Below are 14,594 nucleotides of genomic sequence, written 5' to 3' on the forward strand. Positions count from 1 at the left end.
GGCTCGTTTCCTAATGTCCGAGATAGGCTTCGATCACGGCGGGGTTTTTGCGGACTTCGTCCGGCCGTCCCATCGCCAGCACCTTGCCTTCCGCCATCACCATCACCCGCGAGCACAGCGACATCACGAATTCCATGTTGTGCTCGATCACGACGAAGGTGGCGTTCTTCTCGCGGTTGATCGCAACGAGGCGTTCCTTCAGGTCCGTCAGCATCGACGGATTGACGCCGCCGGCGGGCTCGTCGAGCAGCACCAGGCGCGGGCCGCCCATGAAGGCCATGGCGGCGTCGAGCAGCTTCTGTTGGCCATAGGAGAGGCCGCCGGCCGGCTCGGCGGCGAGATGGTCGAGTTTGAAGAAGCCGATCATCTGGTCGGCGGCGTCCGTCAGCCCGGCATCGGAGCGGCCGACCAGGCGCGAGGCCATATTGCCCTGGTGCTCCTGCCCGGCCAGGATCAGGTTCTCGCGCACCGAGAGCTTTGGAAACACCTGCAACAGCTGGAAGGTGCGGCTGACGCCCAGCTTGTTGAGCTCGGCGGGGCGTAAGCCCGTGACGACCTTGCCGTCCAGCTTGACCTCGCCGCCGCTTGGCGTGAGCTGGCCGAGGATGCAGTTGAACAGGGTCGACTTGCCGCAGCCGTTTGGTCCGATCAGGCCGAGGATCTCTCCCTCGCGCACGTCGAAGCTGACGTCGGCGACGGCGCTGATGCCGCCAAAATTCTTCTTGATGTTGGTGACTTCGAGGACCGCGGTCATTTCACCGTCTCCAACCGGGATTTTGTGACGGCGCGCAGCGCGGATGCGGCCTTGGTGCGGCGCTCGGCGAGATAGCGGTCGAGGATTCCGAGGATGCCGGTCGGCGACCAGATCAGCAGCAGCATCACCGCGACGGCATAGAGCATCAGGTAATAGCCTTCCGTGAAGCGCAGCCATTCCGGCAGCAGCACCGCGATCATCGCGCCGAGGAACGGGCCGAGGAAGAAGCCGGCGCCGCCGACGATCACCATCATCAGGAGGTCGAGCGAGAGCGACAGGTTGAACGGCACGGGATCGATATATTGCGTCAGCGGTGCATAGAGCGCACCGGCGACGCCGCCGAGCGCCGAGCCGATCGCGAACGCCATCAGCGTGTAGCGCCTTGTGTCGACGCCGAGCGATTGCGCGCGCAGCGGATTTTCGCGCAGCGCCATGAAGGCGCGGCCCCAGGGCGAGCGGATCAGCCACCATACGGCGAGCGACATGATCGCGAGCGAGCCGAGGCAGACATAGTAGAAGGGCAGCGGCTTGTTGGTGGCGATTCCGAAGAAGTGCGGCCGCGGGATGTTGGAGATGCCGTAGATGCCGCCGGTGAGCCAGCTCTCGTTGCGGAACACCAGGAAGGCCAGCGTCGAGAAGGCCAGCGTGACGAAGGCAAGATAATGGTGCTGCACGCGCAGCGCGGGATAGCCGAGCACCCAGCCGACTGCGAAGCTCAAGATGATCGCGGCGACAATCGCGGCCGGCAGCGGCCAGCCATGCGTGGTCATGATCGCGGCCGCATAGGCGCCGATGCCGACGAAGGCGCCCTGCGCCAGCGACACCTGGCCGGCATAACCCAGCGTCAGGTTGAGGCCCATCGCGGCGATGGTCATCACCGCCCACTGGCTCAGGATGAACAGACCGTAGCGGTTGAAGTTCATGGGGACGACGATCAGCGCGGCGATGACGGCGAGGCCGAGCGCGATCTTCAGCGGTTTGGCGAAGCCGGTCATACCGTGCGCTCCTCGGCGCGGCCGAGCAGTCCTTGCGGCCGGAACAGGATGACGAGGATCAGGAAGATCAGCGGCACCGCCGCGCGGTATTGCGTCGAGACATAGGACGCCGCGAGATTGTCGAGCACGCCGATCAAGAGCCCGCCGGCGATCGCGCCGCGCACCTGGTTGAAGCCGCCGACGATCGCGGCGATGAAGGCGGCCTGACCCAGCACCTCGCCGCTCGAGAATTTGGCGAGATAGATCGGCGTGATCAGCAGCGAGGCCAGCGCCACCAGGAACGCATTGATCAGGAAGGTCAGCAGGATCATGCGCTCGACCGGCACGCCGATGATGCGCGCCACTGTCGGGTTCTGCGCGGCCGCCTGCATCTGGTGGCCAAGCGAAGTGCGGCTGAGAAGGTTGGTCAGACCGACGACGGCGAGGATGGCGAGGACGAGAACGCCGATGCTTTGCAGCGACACGGCATGTCCAAGGATGGAGATATCGCCGGTCGGCACGATCGACGGGAAGGGCGAGGCCTCGGCGCTGAAAAACTGCTTCACCGCCTCCTTGATGCCGATCGCCAGCGCCATGGTCGCAATCGCCAGCGGCAGCACGCCGTGGCGCATCATCGGATCGACCAGCAGCATCTTGAAGGCGAGCCCAAGGAGGACCATCGAGAGCAGGATGCCGAGGATGATCGCAAGCCAGAACGGTGCCCCGGCATGCATCGCCGCCAGCATCAGGAAGGCCGGCAGCATCACGAACTCGCCTTGCGCGAAATTGATGGTCTGCGACGTCTGCCACAACAGGGTGAAGCCGACCGCGACCAGCGCGTAGATCGCGCCAGTGGCAAGTCCTGCGACCAGAAGATCGAACAGATTGGACATGGGTTCTCTTTGATCGTTAGAGCCCGATTGAACTGGATCGACGCGAGTTCAGGTCTGTCACGCCCTCTCCCCGTTCTTACGGGGAGAGGGTGGGGTGAGGGGCTCTATCCGCGAGTCCAGCTGTTACCGTCTGCGCGGAAGCACCCCTCACCCCACCCTCTCCCCGCGCAGAGCGGGGCGAGGGAGAGAAAGAGCCTCACTTCACCTTCGGCAGCACCTGCTTCACCACCTGCTTGCCTTCGACGATCTCGACCAGAAAACTCTGGCGGTCGATGTCGCCGGTCTCGCTGAAGGTGACATCCATCAAAATGCCGGGCTCGTCGGCGGCCTTGATGGTCAGCCCGTGCAGCGTGTCGGCGAACGCCTTGGAATCGACCTTGCCCATCTTCTCGGTGGTGGCCTTCACCATGTAGACGGCGAGGTAGCCCTTCAGCCCGTTATGATCGGGCACGTAGTTGTACTTTTTCGAGAACTTGTCGCGGAACGCCTTGATCAGGTCGACCGGCGCGTCGGTGGTGAGGCCGACATGGCCGCGCGCGCCGTTGGCGGCATCGCCCGCGAGCTCGATCACCTTCTGGCCGATCAGCGTGGTCTCGCCCATCAGCGGCGCGGTGACGCCCTGGCGCTTCAGCTCTTTCAGGATGCGCGCGCTCTCTTCCTCATTTAGGTAGACGAACACGGCGTCGGGACTCGCAGCCTTGATCTTGCCGACGTCGGCGGCGAAATCGGCCTGGCCTGCTTCGGTCGAGAGGTCTGCGACCACCTTGGAGCCGAGCCGGTCGAGCTCCTTGACGACGACGTCGCGTCCGCCACGGCCGAAATCATTGTTGACCCAGACCACCGCGACCGTCTTCGCCTTGATTTCGTCGTGGATGTATTTTGCGACCTTCGGCATCGACGATTGCTGGCCGAACGAGGTGCGGAACAGGAACTTGTTGCCTCCTTGCGTCAGCTCGGCGGCTTCGCCGCCCATGATCTGCGCGATGCCGGCCTCGGCGGCGAGCGGCGCCGTCACCTTCACGGAGCCGGAATAGCCGGGCCCGAGCAGCACGTACGGCTCGGCGTCGAGCGCTTTCTGCACCTGCGCGCGCGCCACGCCGGGGTTGGACTGCGAGTCGGCATGGCTGACTTCGAGCTTGCGGCCGAGCACGCCGCCCTTGGCATTGATCTCCTCGATCGCGAGGTCGATACCGTTCTTCCAGTTGGTGCCGACGGTGGCTCCGCCGCCCGAGAGTTCGGCAACGTCGGCGAGCTTGATCGCCTGTGCGTAGGCGCTGGTTGCAGCGGCGAAGGCAAGCAGGGCGCCCGCCAGTAGCGTGGATCTCATCTCATTCCTCCTTGGTTCTTCGGTTTTGGTCGACGGCCTTGTGTCCGGCCGCTTTCGTTACGCTGCGTTGTAGGTCGAGCTTCGCTCCGCCATCACGCCATCAAAAGCCTCTCCCATGACGTCCGTCGATGGGGCAAGGCCCGTGAACAGTTCGAAGGCGTCGGCCGCTTGGTAGATCGCAAGCTCCCGCCCGGTCATGATCCGCGCGCCCTTGGCTTGCGCTGCGGCCAGAAGTGGCGTGATCAATGGCGAATAGACGGCGTCGGCGACCCATAATTTTTCATGCAGCAACGTTGCCGGGACCGGCATGCCCCGGTTCGGCAACATGCCGACCGGCGTGCCGTTGACGAGGCCGGTTGCGCCGTTGAGTGCATCCTCGACGCTCCCGGCCATCCTAGCCATCCTGGCACCACCCTGTGCCGCCAGCAGCGCGACCAGCTTCCCGGCGCGTTCCGGCTCGCTGTCGAAAACGCGGATGTCGGTCACGTCAAGGCTTGCCAGCGCGAACGCGATCGCCTTGCCGACGCCGCCGGCGCCGATCACGGCGACGGTGTTACCGGCCGGCGCCAGTAGCGGCGCCACCGCGCGCGCGAATCCGGTCGTGTCGGTGTTGTGGCCGGTCAGTCTGCCGTCCCTGACGACGACGGTGTTGACCGCGCCCATGGCGGCGGCGCCCGGCGCCAGCTCGTCGAGCAGCGGGACCACCGCTTCCTTGTAGGGATAGGTGACGTTGACGCCGGCAAAGCCGAGCCGCCGCACCCCCTCGAGCATCATGGCGAGCCCGGCCGCGTCGGCGCCGGCAACCTCGATGAGCTGATAATGGCCGCGCAGGCCAAGCGCCTCGGCCGCGCGCTCGTGCATTGCGGGCGAGGCCGAATGCGCAATCGGCGCGCCGATCAGGCCGGTGAGGAGCTTCGTGCTGGCGGCAGGTCCGCGCTTCGACATGGTGTGCAATCGTCGTGTGAGGAGCGTTTATCCCCGGCCAATAGCGGGGAAATCCGCGCAAGTCCAAGCGCGACGATAGTCTTTCCCCCGCCTAACACAATTACTCGTTTAACTACTAAACCTAACATCATGTTATTTCTTCCGCCCGCGCGCCGGGACCGCCCTGCCGTTGCCGCGGGTCGGCTCGACCGCGCGCATCTCGGCCCGCAGGGATTCGATAAAATATTCGACGTGGAGCGACAGCGGCGCGCCGCGCTTGACCGCGATGTAGGTGTCGAACCGCGTCGGCTCGGTGATCTTCAACAGCTCGATCCCGGGGTAGCCGCCATGGGCCACCGTGAACTGGTCGATGATGGCGATGCCGAGTCCCGCCTTCACCAGCGCGCAGACCGTGGTGCCGAAGCGCGCGCGGATGGTGATGTTGTAGTCGAGCCGGTGCCGCGAAAAGATCTCGGCCATGATCCGCCCATAGGGATCGTTGGGATCGATGCCGATCAGCGGATAGCGGGTGATCTCGGCTGCCGAGACCTGCTTGCGGCCGGCGAGCTCGTGGCCGGGCGGCACGATGCAGTAGAGCTCGCCCGAGGCGAGCGGCATGAAGTCGAGCCCGGAGTGCTCGAGCCGGTAGCTCATCGCCACGCACTCGCCGCGGCCGAGCAGGAGGTAGTCGATGGCTTCCTCGAGCTTGAGGATATTGATGTCGATGCCGAGATCGGGATAGCGCCGTCGGACGCGCTCGATCGCGCGCGGTACCATCACCTGCGAGATGCTCGGCACCGAGCCGATGCGCAGCTCGGATAGTCCGCCGCGGCCGATCTTGGAGATGATCTCGGAGAGATCGTCGACCTTCTTGTAGACCCCGTTGATCTGCTCGAAGATGTTCTCCGCCTCGGGTGTCGGGAAGTAGCGTCCGTTCTGGCGCTGGAAGAAGCGGATGCCGAGCGAGCGCTCGGTGTATTTGACCAGCCGGCTGATGCCCGGCGCCGAGACGTTCAGAAGCTTCGCCGCACCGCCAATGGTGCCCGTCACCATCACGGCACGGATCACTTCGACCTGGCGCAGCGTCATCATATCCTGAACATCCCGAAAGGCGGTCGCGGCGGCGATCATCTCACGAGAGCCACGAGGTCATCCAGGCAAATGTCGGTCAACCGGACGCGGCGAGGGTGTCACGCTCACGCCCATAAGGGGAAGCCAGGAGAGCGGCACAGTCGGATTGTGTTGGCCAATGTCGGCCCGTTCGGAAGAGACAGCGGTGCCTGAGCGCGATCACGTGCCGCGCTGCTGCTACCGCATGGCTTAACTCGACGGTCCTTCGGGCGACACGCTGCCGGGGCGCTCCGCGCGCTCGCTTCGCAGCACTTCGCGCGCGAACTCGATGATCTTCTGCTTGTTTGCCGTATCGCGGACAGCGAAAAACACGCGATTGAGCTCGAGGCCGAGTACGCTGTTGAGGGCGATGTTCTCATCTTCCATCGTGGCTTTCCCCCTTCGGGCAACTAAGGTGTATCTTGACGCTCCTTCTGCCACAAGTAGATTAAATCTTGCCGTCACATACATCTCCGGAAAACTACGGGATTGGCGAATTGAGACGACCCCCAAAGATATGCTATAGGAAGCATCAAGGGGGCTCGAACCGATGTCCGCCGTAGACTATGGCAGGGAAGCGCTCGATTTCATTGAGGGGCTTGGAGCCTATACCAAGGCTCCGGACGCCATGGACGCGCTTGCGACCGCGTTCGGCCGGTACGGCTTCGAACACATCATCGTAACGGGCTTGCCGAATCCCGATCAGCGCTTTTCCCAGATGGTGCTCGCCAAGAAGTGGCCGGCGGAGTGGTTCAGCCTCTACACCCAAAAGAGCTACGACCGCGTCGATCCCGTCATCCGCAAATGCCGGCAGACGGTGAACCCCTTCGAGTGGTCTGAGGCGCCGTATGATCCGGAATTGGAACCGGGCGCGGTGGAGGTGATGCGGCGCGCTGCCGATTTCCGCATGTCGCGTGGCTTCGTCGTGCCGATCCACGGGTTGACCGGCTACGAGGCCGGCGTCTCGCTCGGTGGCGTCAACCTCGATCTCAATGCCCGCAGCAAGCCGGCGCTGCACCTGATCGCGATGTACGGCTTCGACCACATTCGCCGTCTGCTGGATCCGGCGCCGCACCCATCGATGCGCCTCACCCCGCGCGAGCGCGAGGTGATCGCCTGGGCCTCGCAGGGCAAGTCCGCATGGGAGATCGGCGAGATCCTGAGCATCACGCAACGCACCGCGGAAGAGCATCTTGCAACCGCTGCGCGCAAGCTAGGCGCCGTCAACCGGACGCATGCGGTCGCGATCGCGATCCGCCACAGAATCATCAATCCCTGAAATCGTCGCCTACTGGGAAATTTCCCAATAGTCGGCTCCGCCTTTTTGGCTGACGCTTCCCTCATTTCAAGCGATGGGGGAGTTCATGATTCATGTGATTTCGGCCGTTAACCGGCATCTCTACGAAGACGTCATCGAGCAACATTTCCGCGTCCGCCACGAGATTTTCGTCGAGGAGCGGAAATGGGACGCGCTGCGCAAGCCCGATGGCCGCGAGATCGACGTCTACGACAATGAGGACGCGATCTACCTCCTCGCGCTGGACAACCGTCGTGTGGTGGGCGGCTACCGCCTGTATCCGACCACCAAGCCGACGATGATGAGCGATGTCTTCCCGCATCTCGCCGCGGTGCGCGGTTGCCCCTCGGATCCGCTGATCTGGGAGTGGTCGCGCTTCTTCGTGGCGCGCGACCGCCGCGACGGCGCGCTGAACCTGCAACTGATGGCCGCGATGCAGGAGTTCTGCCTCGATCAGGGTATCGAGCGTCTCTGCCTCGTCATGGAGACCTGGTGGCTGCCGCGCTTCCACGACATCGGATTCGTCGTCACGCCGCTGGGATTGCCGGCACTGGTCGAGGATTCCTGGACCATGGCCGCAACCATCGAGGTCCGTCAGGATTCGCTCGACGTCGTGCGCGACCGTATCGGGATGACGAACGTCATCCAGCAGGACGGTCCGCGTATCGACTGCATCGCCCGTGCCAACACCTGCGGCCTCGCCGCGCAACGAAAGATCGCTTGAAATGTCAAACATGATGCGGGACAGCCAGATGATCGCGCAGATCAGTGACGAGAATCTCGGCTACATGTCCGATATGGCGCTCGAGCTCGCGGAGATGGCGGAAGACTCCGGATTGGCGACGCTCGCCTACCTGTTCCGAATGGCCGCGCTGGAGGCCTCGACGGCCAACGTCGTGCTCGCCGAGCCGGACGATCTTCTCCACCCGATGACGTCGCACTAAAGCGCGATGAGATGAGGATGAATCATCATCGCGCTTTAGGTTGTTGTTTGAGCATGATCTCCGCGCAAACGCGTTCCGCGTTTGTCGCGAGGGAAAACCGCTTCGCACTTTTCCGGATCATGCTCTAGTTCTACTGCGTCACAAATTTCGGGCGTGGTCGCATTTTGCTTTGGCCGCAACACGGGCATCGCGGCAAGGTTCTGGCGATCGCGTTGGCCAAACGGATGCGCATGGTCGCGATTGAGTTCGGGATGTGACGTTCAGGCCGCAACGGCAGTACCTCTGGGTCGGTAACCTGCGGGAAGGGCAAGTTGCGGGAAGATCGGGGCGTGACGAGGTCCTGAGGGGGGAATCGTCTCCCTTTCGGAGATCAGGAATCCGTAAGCTGCGATGCAGAGCGTTGCGTGATGATGGAAGCCACGCCATCCCCGACCTTCAAAATGCCCGAGGCCGACTTCTTGCTTGAGCTCCTGATAGTCGCGCTCAATGCGCCAACGCAGCTTGGCGAAGTAGACCAGACGGTGAAAGGCGATATCGGCGGGAAGCGTCGACAAAAAGTATTTGGTCGGCTCGGTCTCGTCCTTGGGCCACTCGATCAAGAGCCATTCTTGCGGGCACGGCTCGTGGCGCCTTTCGTCACGCCGCGCGGCACGCACCCGCACCCGCGCAAAGCGCGAAGACATGGTTTCCGCCGAACCTTCTCGCCATTCGATGGTGCGCCAGGCGCGCTTGGGCAGGCCGAGTGCAAGGTCTTTGACTGAGACCGGCCAATGCTTGGCGTCGCGCTGCAGGCGCTTTGGTGGCCGTCCGCGGCCCGACCAAGTCTTCGGCGGCAGCGGTCCCGTCCCGTCTGCCCACACCGTCGTATTCGACAGAATGCCCGCGACGTAAGCCAGCCCCAGGGCCGTGATGTCGGCGCGCAGATTGCTGTTATTGCCATAGCCGGCATCCAGCAGCGCCGCGCCACGCGGCAGACCAGCCGCGCAGGCCCAGTGCAGTTGCTCCAGCGCGATCTCATGCTTGGTCTTGAAGCCAATATCTTCAGGAACCCCCACCTTGCGCAGACGATCGCTATCCTCCGCCCATTCCTGCGGCAGATACAGCCGGTACGCCACCGGCAGGCTCGCATGTTCGTTGGCAATCGACAGCGACACCGCGACCTGGCAGTTGTCCTCCTTACCAAGTTGACCGCAATATTGCCGCGCAACACCGACCGACTGCCGCCCCTTCTTCGGCAGTCCAGTATCGTCGATAATCCACGCTTCGATCGGGCCGTGACGCTCGATCTCGGGCAAGACCTTCTCGCGCACCTTGGCCAAGACGCGTTCGTCGGACCAACGTCCCTCGCCGACAAAATGCAGAAGCGATTGATGCTGGGCGGCCACCCGCGCCGGTGCCGTGACCGCTGCGATCGGTTCGACGCTCTTGCGCTCGCCTCGCAGCATCAGCCCGGTGCAATAATCGCGAAGCGGCTGCTCTCGGTCTTTGTGCCCGATCACGCTCGCAAGCCCCTCGACATAGGCGGCAAATCGCGATTCACTGCTCTTAAACCTTCGGCGATCCATCCTCAGCCCCTACCGCTGGCCTGAATCCCGCCCACTACCTGATTCCTGAATCCCTGGTACTGCGACTTTCTGACTCAGTAGAACTAGCTAGACGCATCCTTTCCTTCCCTCATTTCAACGGAAGGCCTCGCCCTCTCCCCTCGGAGAGGGCGATCGTTTTTGCGTAGCGCGCCGCTTCGTTGCCTCCGCCCGGATGGGTGCGGCAGGTTGACCCATCCTGCCCGGCAGCCTGCTTGCAAGGCGCGCACGACCGCGCGCGCCGAGATGCAACAAAGTGCATGTCTGGCGTAGAATCGCTCTTGCCTCGGAACGATACTGCCATTACCCATTTTTTGGCCTTGAAGAGGCGGGGGGAGCTCTTTCACTGATGGCGACCGTGTTCGAACATCGGCGCGACGCTGCGTGCGCCTGAAAGAGTTTTGATGCTGCTCGTCGTCGAACAGTTCTTGAACGGATTGCAGTTCGGCCTGCTGCTGTTCCTGCTCGCCGCCGGACTGACGCTGGTGTTCGGGATCATGGATCTCGTCAACCTCGCGCATGGCTCGCTCTACATGATGGGCGCCTATTTCGCCGCGACCTTCGCAGCCTGGACCGGCAGTTTCCTGCTCGGCGCGCTGATGGCGCTCGGTGCGACGCTGCTGCTCGGCATCGTGCTTGAAGTGGTGGCGCTGAAACATCTCTATGGAAGAGACCATCTCGACCATGTGCTCGCGACCTTCGGGCTGATCCTGTTCTTCAACGAGGCCGTGCGGCTGATCTGGGGTCCGGCGGGTCTTGCGCTGCCGCTGCCGGCCTGGCTCACCGTGCCGGTGCCGATCCTGCCCGGCATTCACTATCCCGCCTACCGCCTTGCCATCATCGTCGTCGCGCTGCTCGTCGCGCTGCTGCTCTATCTCGGCGTGATGCGCACCCGCATCGGCATGCTGATCCGGGCCGGCGCCTCCAACCGCGAGATGATCGGCGCGCTCGGTATCAACATCAAGCTGCTCTACACGCTGGTGTTCGGTCTCGGCGCCGCGCTCGCAGGTCTCGCCGGGCTGATGCAGGCGCCGATCCTCACCGTGCAGATCGGCATGGGCGAGAACATTTTGATCCTCGCCTTCGTCATCATCGTGATCGGCGGCATCGGCTCGATCCGCGGCGCGTTCCTCGCCGCGATCTTCGTCGGCATGATCGACACGCTCGGCCGTGCCTTCCTGCCCAACCTGCTGCGGCAGGTGCTGAGCTCGACCGCCGCCTCCACCGCCGCGCCTGCGCTGTCGTCCATGCTGATCTATCTGTTGATGGCGATCGTGCTGGTGGTGCGGCCGGAGGGGCTGTTTCCGGCCAGCCGTCGATGAAGGTTTTCACTGTGAGCAAGGCCGTCACGGCCCTGATGCTGGCGGGCCTCGTGCTGCTGCCGCTCTATTCGCATCTCTCCGGCAACATCTTCATCCTGACGCTGTTCACCCGCATCGTCATCCTGGCGCTGGCGGCCGCGAGCCTCAACCTCATCATGGGCTATGGCGGCATGATGAGCTTTGGCCACGCCGCCTATCTCGGCATCGGCGGCTACGCCGTCGGCATCCTGGCGCAGGAAGGTGTCGGCTCCGGCTTCATCCAGTTTCCGGTCGCGCTTGCCGCATCCGCGCTGTACGCGCTCGTCATCGGCGCGCTCAGTTTGCGCACCCGCGGCGTCTATTTCATCATGATTACGCTGGCGTTTGCGCAGATGGCCTATTATGTCGCCTCGGGGCTGGCGCGATACGGCGGCGACGACGGCCTTACCGTCTACAAACGCAGCGACTTCTCCGGCCTGGTCAATCTCGGCAACCGCGTGCAGTTCTATTACCTCTGCCTCGCTTGTCTGTTTGGCGTGATCTTCCTGATCTGGCGCATCGCCAATTCGCGCTTCGGCCTCGTCTTGCAAGGCTTGCGCTCCAATGAGCAGCGCATGCAGGCGATCGGCTTTCCGGCAAAACGCTACCAGCTCGTCTGCTTCGTCATCTCCGGCATGATGTGCGGCCTCGCCGGCGCGCTGCTCGCCAACAACACCGATTTCATCAGCCCGGCCGTGATGTACTGGACCCGCTCCGGCGACCTCATGGTGATGGTGATCCTCGGCGGCATGGGTGCGCTGTTCGGCCCCGTCATGGGCGCGGTGGTCTATCTGCTGCTGGAAGAGTTTTTGTCGCAGATCACCGAATACTGGGCGCTGATCATGGGTCCGCTGCTGCTGTTGATCGTGCTGTTTGGCCGCGGCGGCATCATGGGCCTGCTCGGGAGGCTCAACCGTGGCTGAACCGCTGCTCCACGTCGAAAAGCTGGTGCGCCGCTTTGGCGGCATCATTGCGACGGATAACGTCTCGCTCGATGTCGCGGCCGGCGAGCTGCACGCCATCATCGGCCCGAACGGCGCCGGCAAGACCACGCTGATCAGCCAGCTCACCGGGCATCTCGAGCCACACGCCGGCAGCGTCTCGCTCGGCGGCCGCGATATCACTCATCTGCCGGCCTATCGCCGCTGCGCGCTGGGCCTCGCCCGCTCGTTCCAGATCACCTCGCTGCTGCTCGACTTCACTGCCGCCGACAATGTCGCACTCGCGGCGCAGGCGCATGCTGGCCACTCGTTCCGCTTCTTCGCCAATGCGCGCAAGGAAAAGGGCTTGCGCGATGCGGCGCATGCCGCGCTCGACCGTGTCGGGCTGTTGCATCGCGCCGACGTCGTGGTGTCCCGGCTCAGTCACGGCGAACGGCGCGAGCTCGAGCTTGCGGTTGCGCTCGCGAGCAAGCCAAAGCTGCTGCTGCTGGACGAGCCGATGGCGGGGCTGGGCGTCACCGAATCCCAGCGCATGGTGAAGCTGCTTCAGGAGCTGCGGAAGGAAGTCTCGATCGTGCTGGTCGAGCACGACATGCCGGCAGTGTTCGCGCTCGCCGACCGCATCACGGTGCTGGTCTATGGCCGCGTCATCGCCTCCGGCGATCCGGCCGCGATCCGCGGCAACGACGAGGTCAAGCGCGCTTATCTCGGCGACCAGCATGTGGTGACGCACCATGGCTGACACGCTGCTCGACGTCGACGGTATCGAGACCTGCTACGGCCTCTCCCAGGTGCTGTTCGGCTTGTCCCTGTCGATCAAGCCCGGCGAGATGGTCTCGCTGATGGGTCGCAACGGCATGGGCAAGACCACCACCATCCGCTCCATCATGGGCCTGACGCCGGCGCGCGCAGGCAGCATCCGCTTTGCGGGCTCGGAGGTACGGACGCAGCCGTCCTACAGAATCGCAAAACTCGGCGTCGGCTTAGTGCCTGAGGGGCGCCAGATCTTCCCGAACCTCACCGTGCGCGAAAACCTGGTCGCGGCCGCCGCCGATCGTTTTAACAGCGCCAACCCGTGGACGCTGGCCGCGATCTACTCGCTGTTTCCGCGGCTTGCCGAACGCGCCTCGAACATGGGCAACCAGCTCTCCGGCGGCGAGCAGCAGATGCTCGCGATCGGCCGTGCGCTGATGACCAATCCGAAGCTGCTGATTTTGGACGAAGCGACCGAGGGCCTGGCGCCGCTGATCCGCGAAGAGATCTGGAACTGCCTGTCGATGCTGAAGAGCCGCGGCCAGTCGATTCTCGTCGTCGACAAGAATGTCGACCACCTCGCCCGCATCTGCGACCGCCACACCATCATCGAGCGCGGCAAGACGGTGTGGAGCGGCACCTCGCACCAGCTGATGGCCGAGCCGGATTTGCAGCACAAATATCTGGGGATTTAGGTTTCGGCTGGAGTGTGCGGCATGACCATGCCGCTTGCTCGGTGTTGTCCTGGCGAAAGCCAGGACCCATACCGCGGAATCTATCGATTTTGAGCGGTGCGAGTCCCGGGCGACCAGTTTTCGCCAACTCCTCCCTGGGGTAATGGGTCCTGGCTTTCGCCAGGACGACCTCGGGGAGAGAACGTCCCGTCTCAATTACCAATAAATCCCATGGCGGTGCAACTCGCGGATCACGCGCGCCTCGGTGGATGCCTGGTGGCGCTTCGGCTTGGCCGTTTCGGTCGTGCTGGCAACCGGCGCGGCGGTCGATTGAGAAGGGGCCGTCGCTGTTGCGGTCGGCACCGTTGCTGCCTGGGGCGTCGAGGCCGGCGTGGTGGTCGCCGTCTTGACATTCGCCGGCTGCGTCACCGCGGGCGCCTGCGTCGCCGTCGGTGCGACCGTTGCCGTTGTAGCGGGCTGCTCGGTTGCCTGTTGGCTTGCGTTGCTGGCCGCCAGGCTCAGGCTCCGCGGACCACGGGCATAGGCTTGGGTTGCGAGCAGCGACATCGTCGCGATCAGGATCAGCTTGCGCATGGAAATCCCCGTTATCTGGTCAATCCGTCTTACCTAATTTACACCCGCCGGCGGCTAGCGCGACAGGCGATGCGCGCCGATCTCGATCAGGGTGGCGCGGCAGGAGAGGCGATAGATCAGGCTGAATAATTGATCCCACATGACCGAACTCCACTGTTGATCATGGGTCCGAAGGTTAACCCCGGTGTCTTTCCGGCGGTTTTCGACGAGTGAGGAAAATGGCTTCGTCGGACCGAGATGTGATGTCGTCGGAACAGGCGGGACGAAGTCGCCTCACGGAGGTGTGAGAGGTAGGTACTGTCATTCCGGCGCGATGCGCTAGCCCGACTTCGCGGATTCGCGCTCGAAATCGCGGATTTTGAGATTTTTTGCTCGGCTAAGTGATTGATTTGCAAGGAGCGAGGTCGTCGGATTCGGCCGAAAATGGCTGTAGTGAAGACCTACCCGATTCCCAAGGGCGGGATGATGCGGATAGATTCTGCGCGT

The 14,594-nt window shown here is 63.6% G+C and carries 16 protein-coding genes; 7 read left to right on the forward strand and 9 right to left on the reverse strand.

What is annotated here, in order from left to right; translation table 11 throughout:
• Nucleotides 1-10: 10 nt before the first annotated feature.
• The 7 genes from IVB18_RS02195 to IVB18_RS02225 all read right to left on the reverse strand — a co-directional run bounded on the left by IVB18_RS02195 (nucleotide 11) and on the right by IVB18_RS02225 (nucleotide 6,369).
• Nucleotides 11-754, reverse strand: coding sequence for an ABC transporter ATP-binding protein (locus tag IVB18_RS02195; RefSeq protein ID WP_247987709.1), 744 nt, complete (start codon nucleotides 752-754; stop codon nucleotides 11-13).
• On the reverse strand, nucleotides 751-1,749 hold the full coding sequence (locus IVB18_RS02200; RefSeq protein WP_247987710.1) for a branched-chain amino acid ABC transporter permease: 999 nt from the start codon (nucleotides 1,747-1,749) through the stop codon (nucleotides 751-753). The genes IVB18_RS02195 and IVB18_RS02200 overlap by 4 nt, the downstream gene beginning before the upstream one ends.
• The gene (locus IVB18_RS02205) at nucleotides 1,746-2,621 is read right to left on the reverse strand and encodes a branched-chain amino acid ABC transporter permease (RefSeq protein WP_247987711.1); all 876 of its coding nucleotides are present in this window, start codon (nucleotides 2,619-2,621) and stop codon (nucleotides 1,746-1,748) included. The genes IVB18_RS02200 and IVB18_RS02205 overlap by 4 nt, the downstream gene beginning before the upstream one ends.
• Nucleotides 2,622-2,817: 196 nt before the next feature.
• Nucleotides 2,818-3,948: an ABC transporter substrate-binding protein gene (locus tag IVB18_RS02210; RefSeq protein ID WP_247987712.1), complete on the reverse strand. Its 1,131-nt coding sequence runs from the start codon at nucleotides 3,946-3,948 to the stop codon at nucleotides 2,818-2,820.
• Between the two features lie 57 nt (nucleotides 3,949-4,005).
• Complete coding sequence (locus tag IVB18_RS02215; protein ID WP_247987713.1) at nucleotides 4,006-4,893, reverse strand: shikimate dehydrogenase; 888 nt, start codon at nucleotides 4,891-4,893, stop codon at nucleotides 4,006-4,008.
• A 132-nt stretch (nucleotides 4,894-5,025) separates the two neighbouring features.
• Nucleotides 5,026-5,964 (reverse strand): LysR family transcriptional regulator, encoded by a 939-nt coding sequence (locus IVB18_RS02220; RefSeq protein ID WP_247987714.1) that lies wholly within the window; start codon nucleotides 5,962-5,964, stop codon nucleotides 5,026-5,028.
• A gap of 228 nt (nucleotides 5,965-6,192) precedes the next feature.
• Entirely contained in the window at nucleotides 6,193-6,369 is a 177-nt protein-coding gene (locus tag IVB18_RS02225; protein WP_247987715.1) for a hypothetical protein, read from the reverse strand.
• Between the two features lie 163 nt (nucleotides 6,370-6,532).
• Here IVB18_RS02225 and IVB18_RS02230 point away from each other — a divergent pair, with 163 nt between their 5' ends.
• The 3 genes from IVB18_RS02230 (at nucleotide 6,533) to IVB18_RS02240 (ending at nucleotide 8,223) form a co-directional block, all read left to right on the forward strand.
• Nucleotides 6,533-7,261: a LuxR family transcriptional regulator gene (locus IVB18_RS02230; protein WP_247987716.1), complete on the forward strand. Its 729-nt coding sequence runs from the start codon at nucleotides 6,533-6,535 to the stop codon at nucleotides 7,259-7,261.
• 85 nt (nucleotides 7,262-7,346) lie between these two features.
• The gene (locus tag IVB18_RS02235) at nucleotides 7,347-8,003 is read left to right on the forward strand and encodes an acyl-homoserine-lactone synthase (RefSeq protein ID WP_247987717.1); all 657 of its coding nucleotides are present in this window, start codon (nucleotides 7,347-7,349) and stop codon (nucleotides 8,001-8,003) included.
• Between the two features lies 1 nt (nucleotide 8,004).
• Nucleotides 8,005-8,223, forward strand: a complete 219-nt coding sequence (locus IVB18_RS02240; RefSeq protein WP_247987718.1) for a hypothetical protein — start codon at nucleotides 8,005-8,007, stop codon at nucleotides 8,221-8,223.
• A 260-nt stretch (nucleotides 8,224-8,483) separates the two neighbouring features.
• On the opposite strand, the gene IVB18_RS02245 is transcribed toward IVB18_RS02240, so the two are convergent.
• On the reverse strand, nucleotides 8,484-9,788 hold the full coding sequence (locus IVB18_RS02245) for an IS701 family transposase (RefSeq protein WP_247984493.1): 1,305 nt from the start codon (nucleotides 9,786-9,788) through the stop codon (nucleotides 8,484-8,486).
• A 422-nt stretch (nucleotides 9,789-10,210) separates the two neighbouring features.
• Here IVB18_RS02245 and IVB18_RS02250 point away from each other — a divergent pair, with 422 nt between their 5' ends.
• The 4 genes from IVB18_RS02250 to IVB18_RS02265 are packed head-to-tail and all read left to right on the forward strand — an operon-like array spanning nucleotide 10,211 to nucleotide 13,535.
• Nucleotides 10,211-11,128: a branched-chain amino acid ABC transporter permease gene (locus tag IVB18_RS02250; protein WP_247987719.1), complete on the forward strand. Its 918-nt coding sequence runs from the start codon at nucleotides 10,211-10,213 to the stop codon at nucleotides 11,126-11,128.
• Nucleotides 11,125-12,069 carry a branched-chain amino acid ABC transporter permease gene (locus IVB18_RS02255; protein WP_247987720.1) on the forward strand — a complete coding sequence of 315 codons (945 nt, stop codon included), beginning with the start codon at nucleotides 11,125-11,127 and terminating at the stop codon, nucleotides 12,067-12,069. The genes IVB18_RS02250 and IVB18_RS02255 overlap by 4 nt, the downstream gene beginning before the upstream one ends.
• Nucleotides 12,062-12,829, forward strand: a complete 768-nt coding sequence (locus IVB18_RS02260; protein ID WP_247987721.1) for an ABC transporter ATP-binding protein — start codon at nucleotides 12,062-12,064, stop codon at nucleotides 12,827-12,829. The genes IVB18_RS02255 and IVB18_RS02260 overlap by 8 nt, the downstream gene beginning before the upstream one ends.
• The gene (locus IVB18_RS02265; RefSeq protein WP_247987722.1) at nucleotides 12,822-13,535 is read left to right on the forward strand and encodes an ABC transporter ATP-binding protein; all 714 of its coding nucleotides are present in this window, start codon (nucleotides 12,822-12,824) and stop codon (nucleotides 13,533-13,535) included. Before IVB18_RS02260 ends, IVB18_RS02265 begins: the two co-directional genes overlap by 8 nt.
• A 195-nt stretch (nucleotides 13,536-13,730) precedes the next feature.
• On the opposite strand, the gene IVB18_RS02270 is transcribed toward IVB18_RS02265, so the two are convergent.
• Complete coding sequence (locus IVB18_RS02270; protein WP_247987723.1) at nucleotides 13,731-14,108, reverse strand: hypothetical protein; 378 nt, start codon at nucleotides 14,106-14,108, stop codon at nucleotides 13,731-13,733.
• Between the last annotated feature and the right edge of the window lie 486 nt (nucleotides 14,109-14,594).

Origin of the sequence: Bradyrhizobium sp. 186 (assembly GCF_023101685.1) — a bacterium.
In the GTDB taxonomy this organism is placed as follows: Bacteria; Pseudomonadota; Alphaproteobacteria; order Rhizobiales; family Xanthobacteraceae; genus Bradyrhizobium.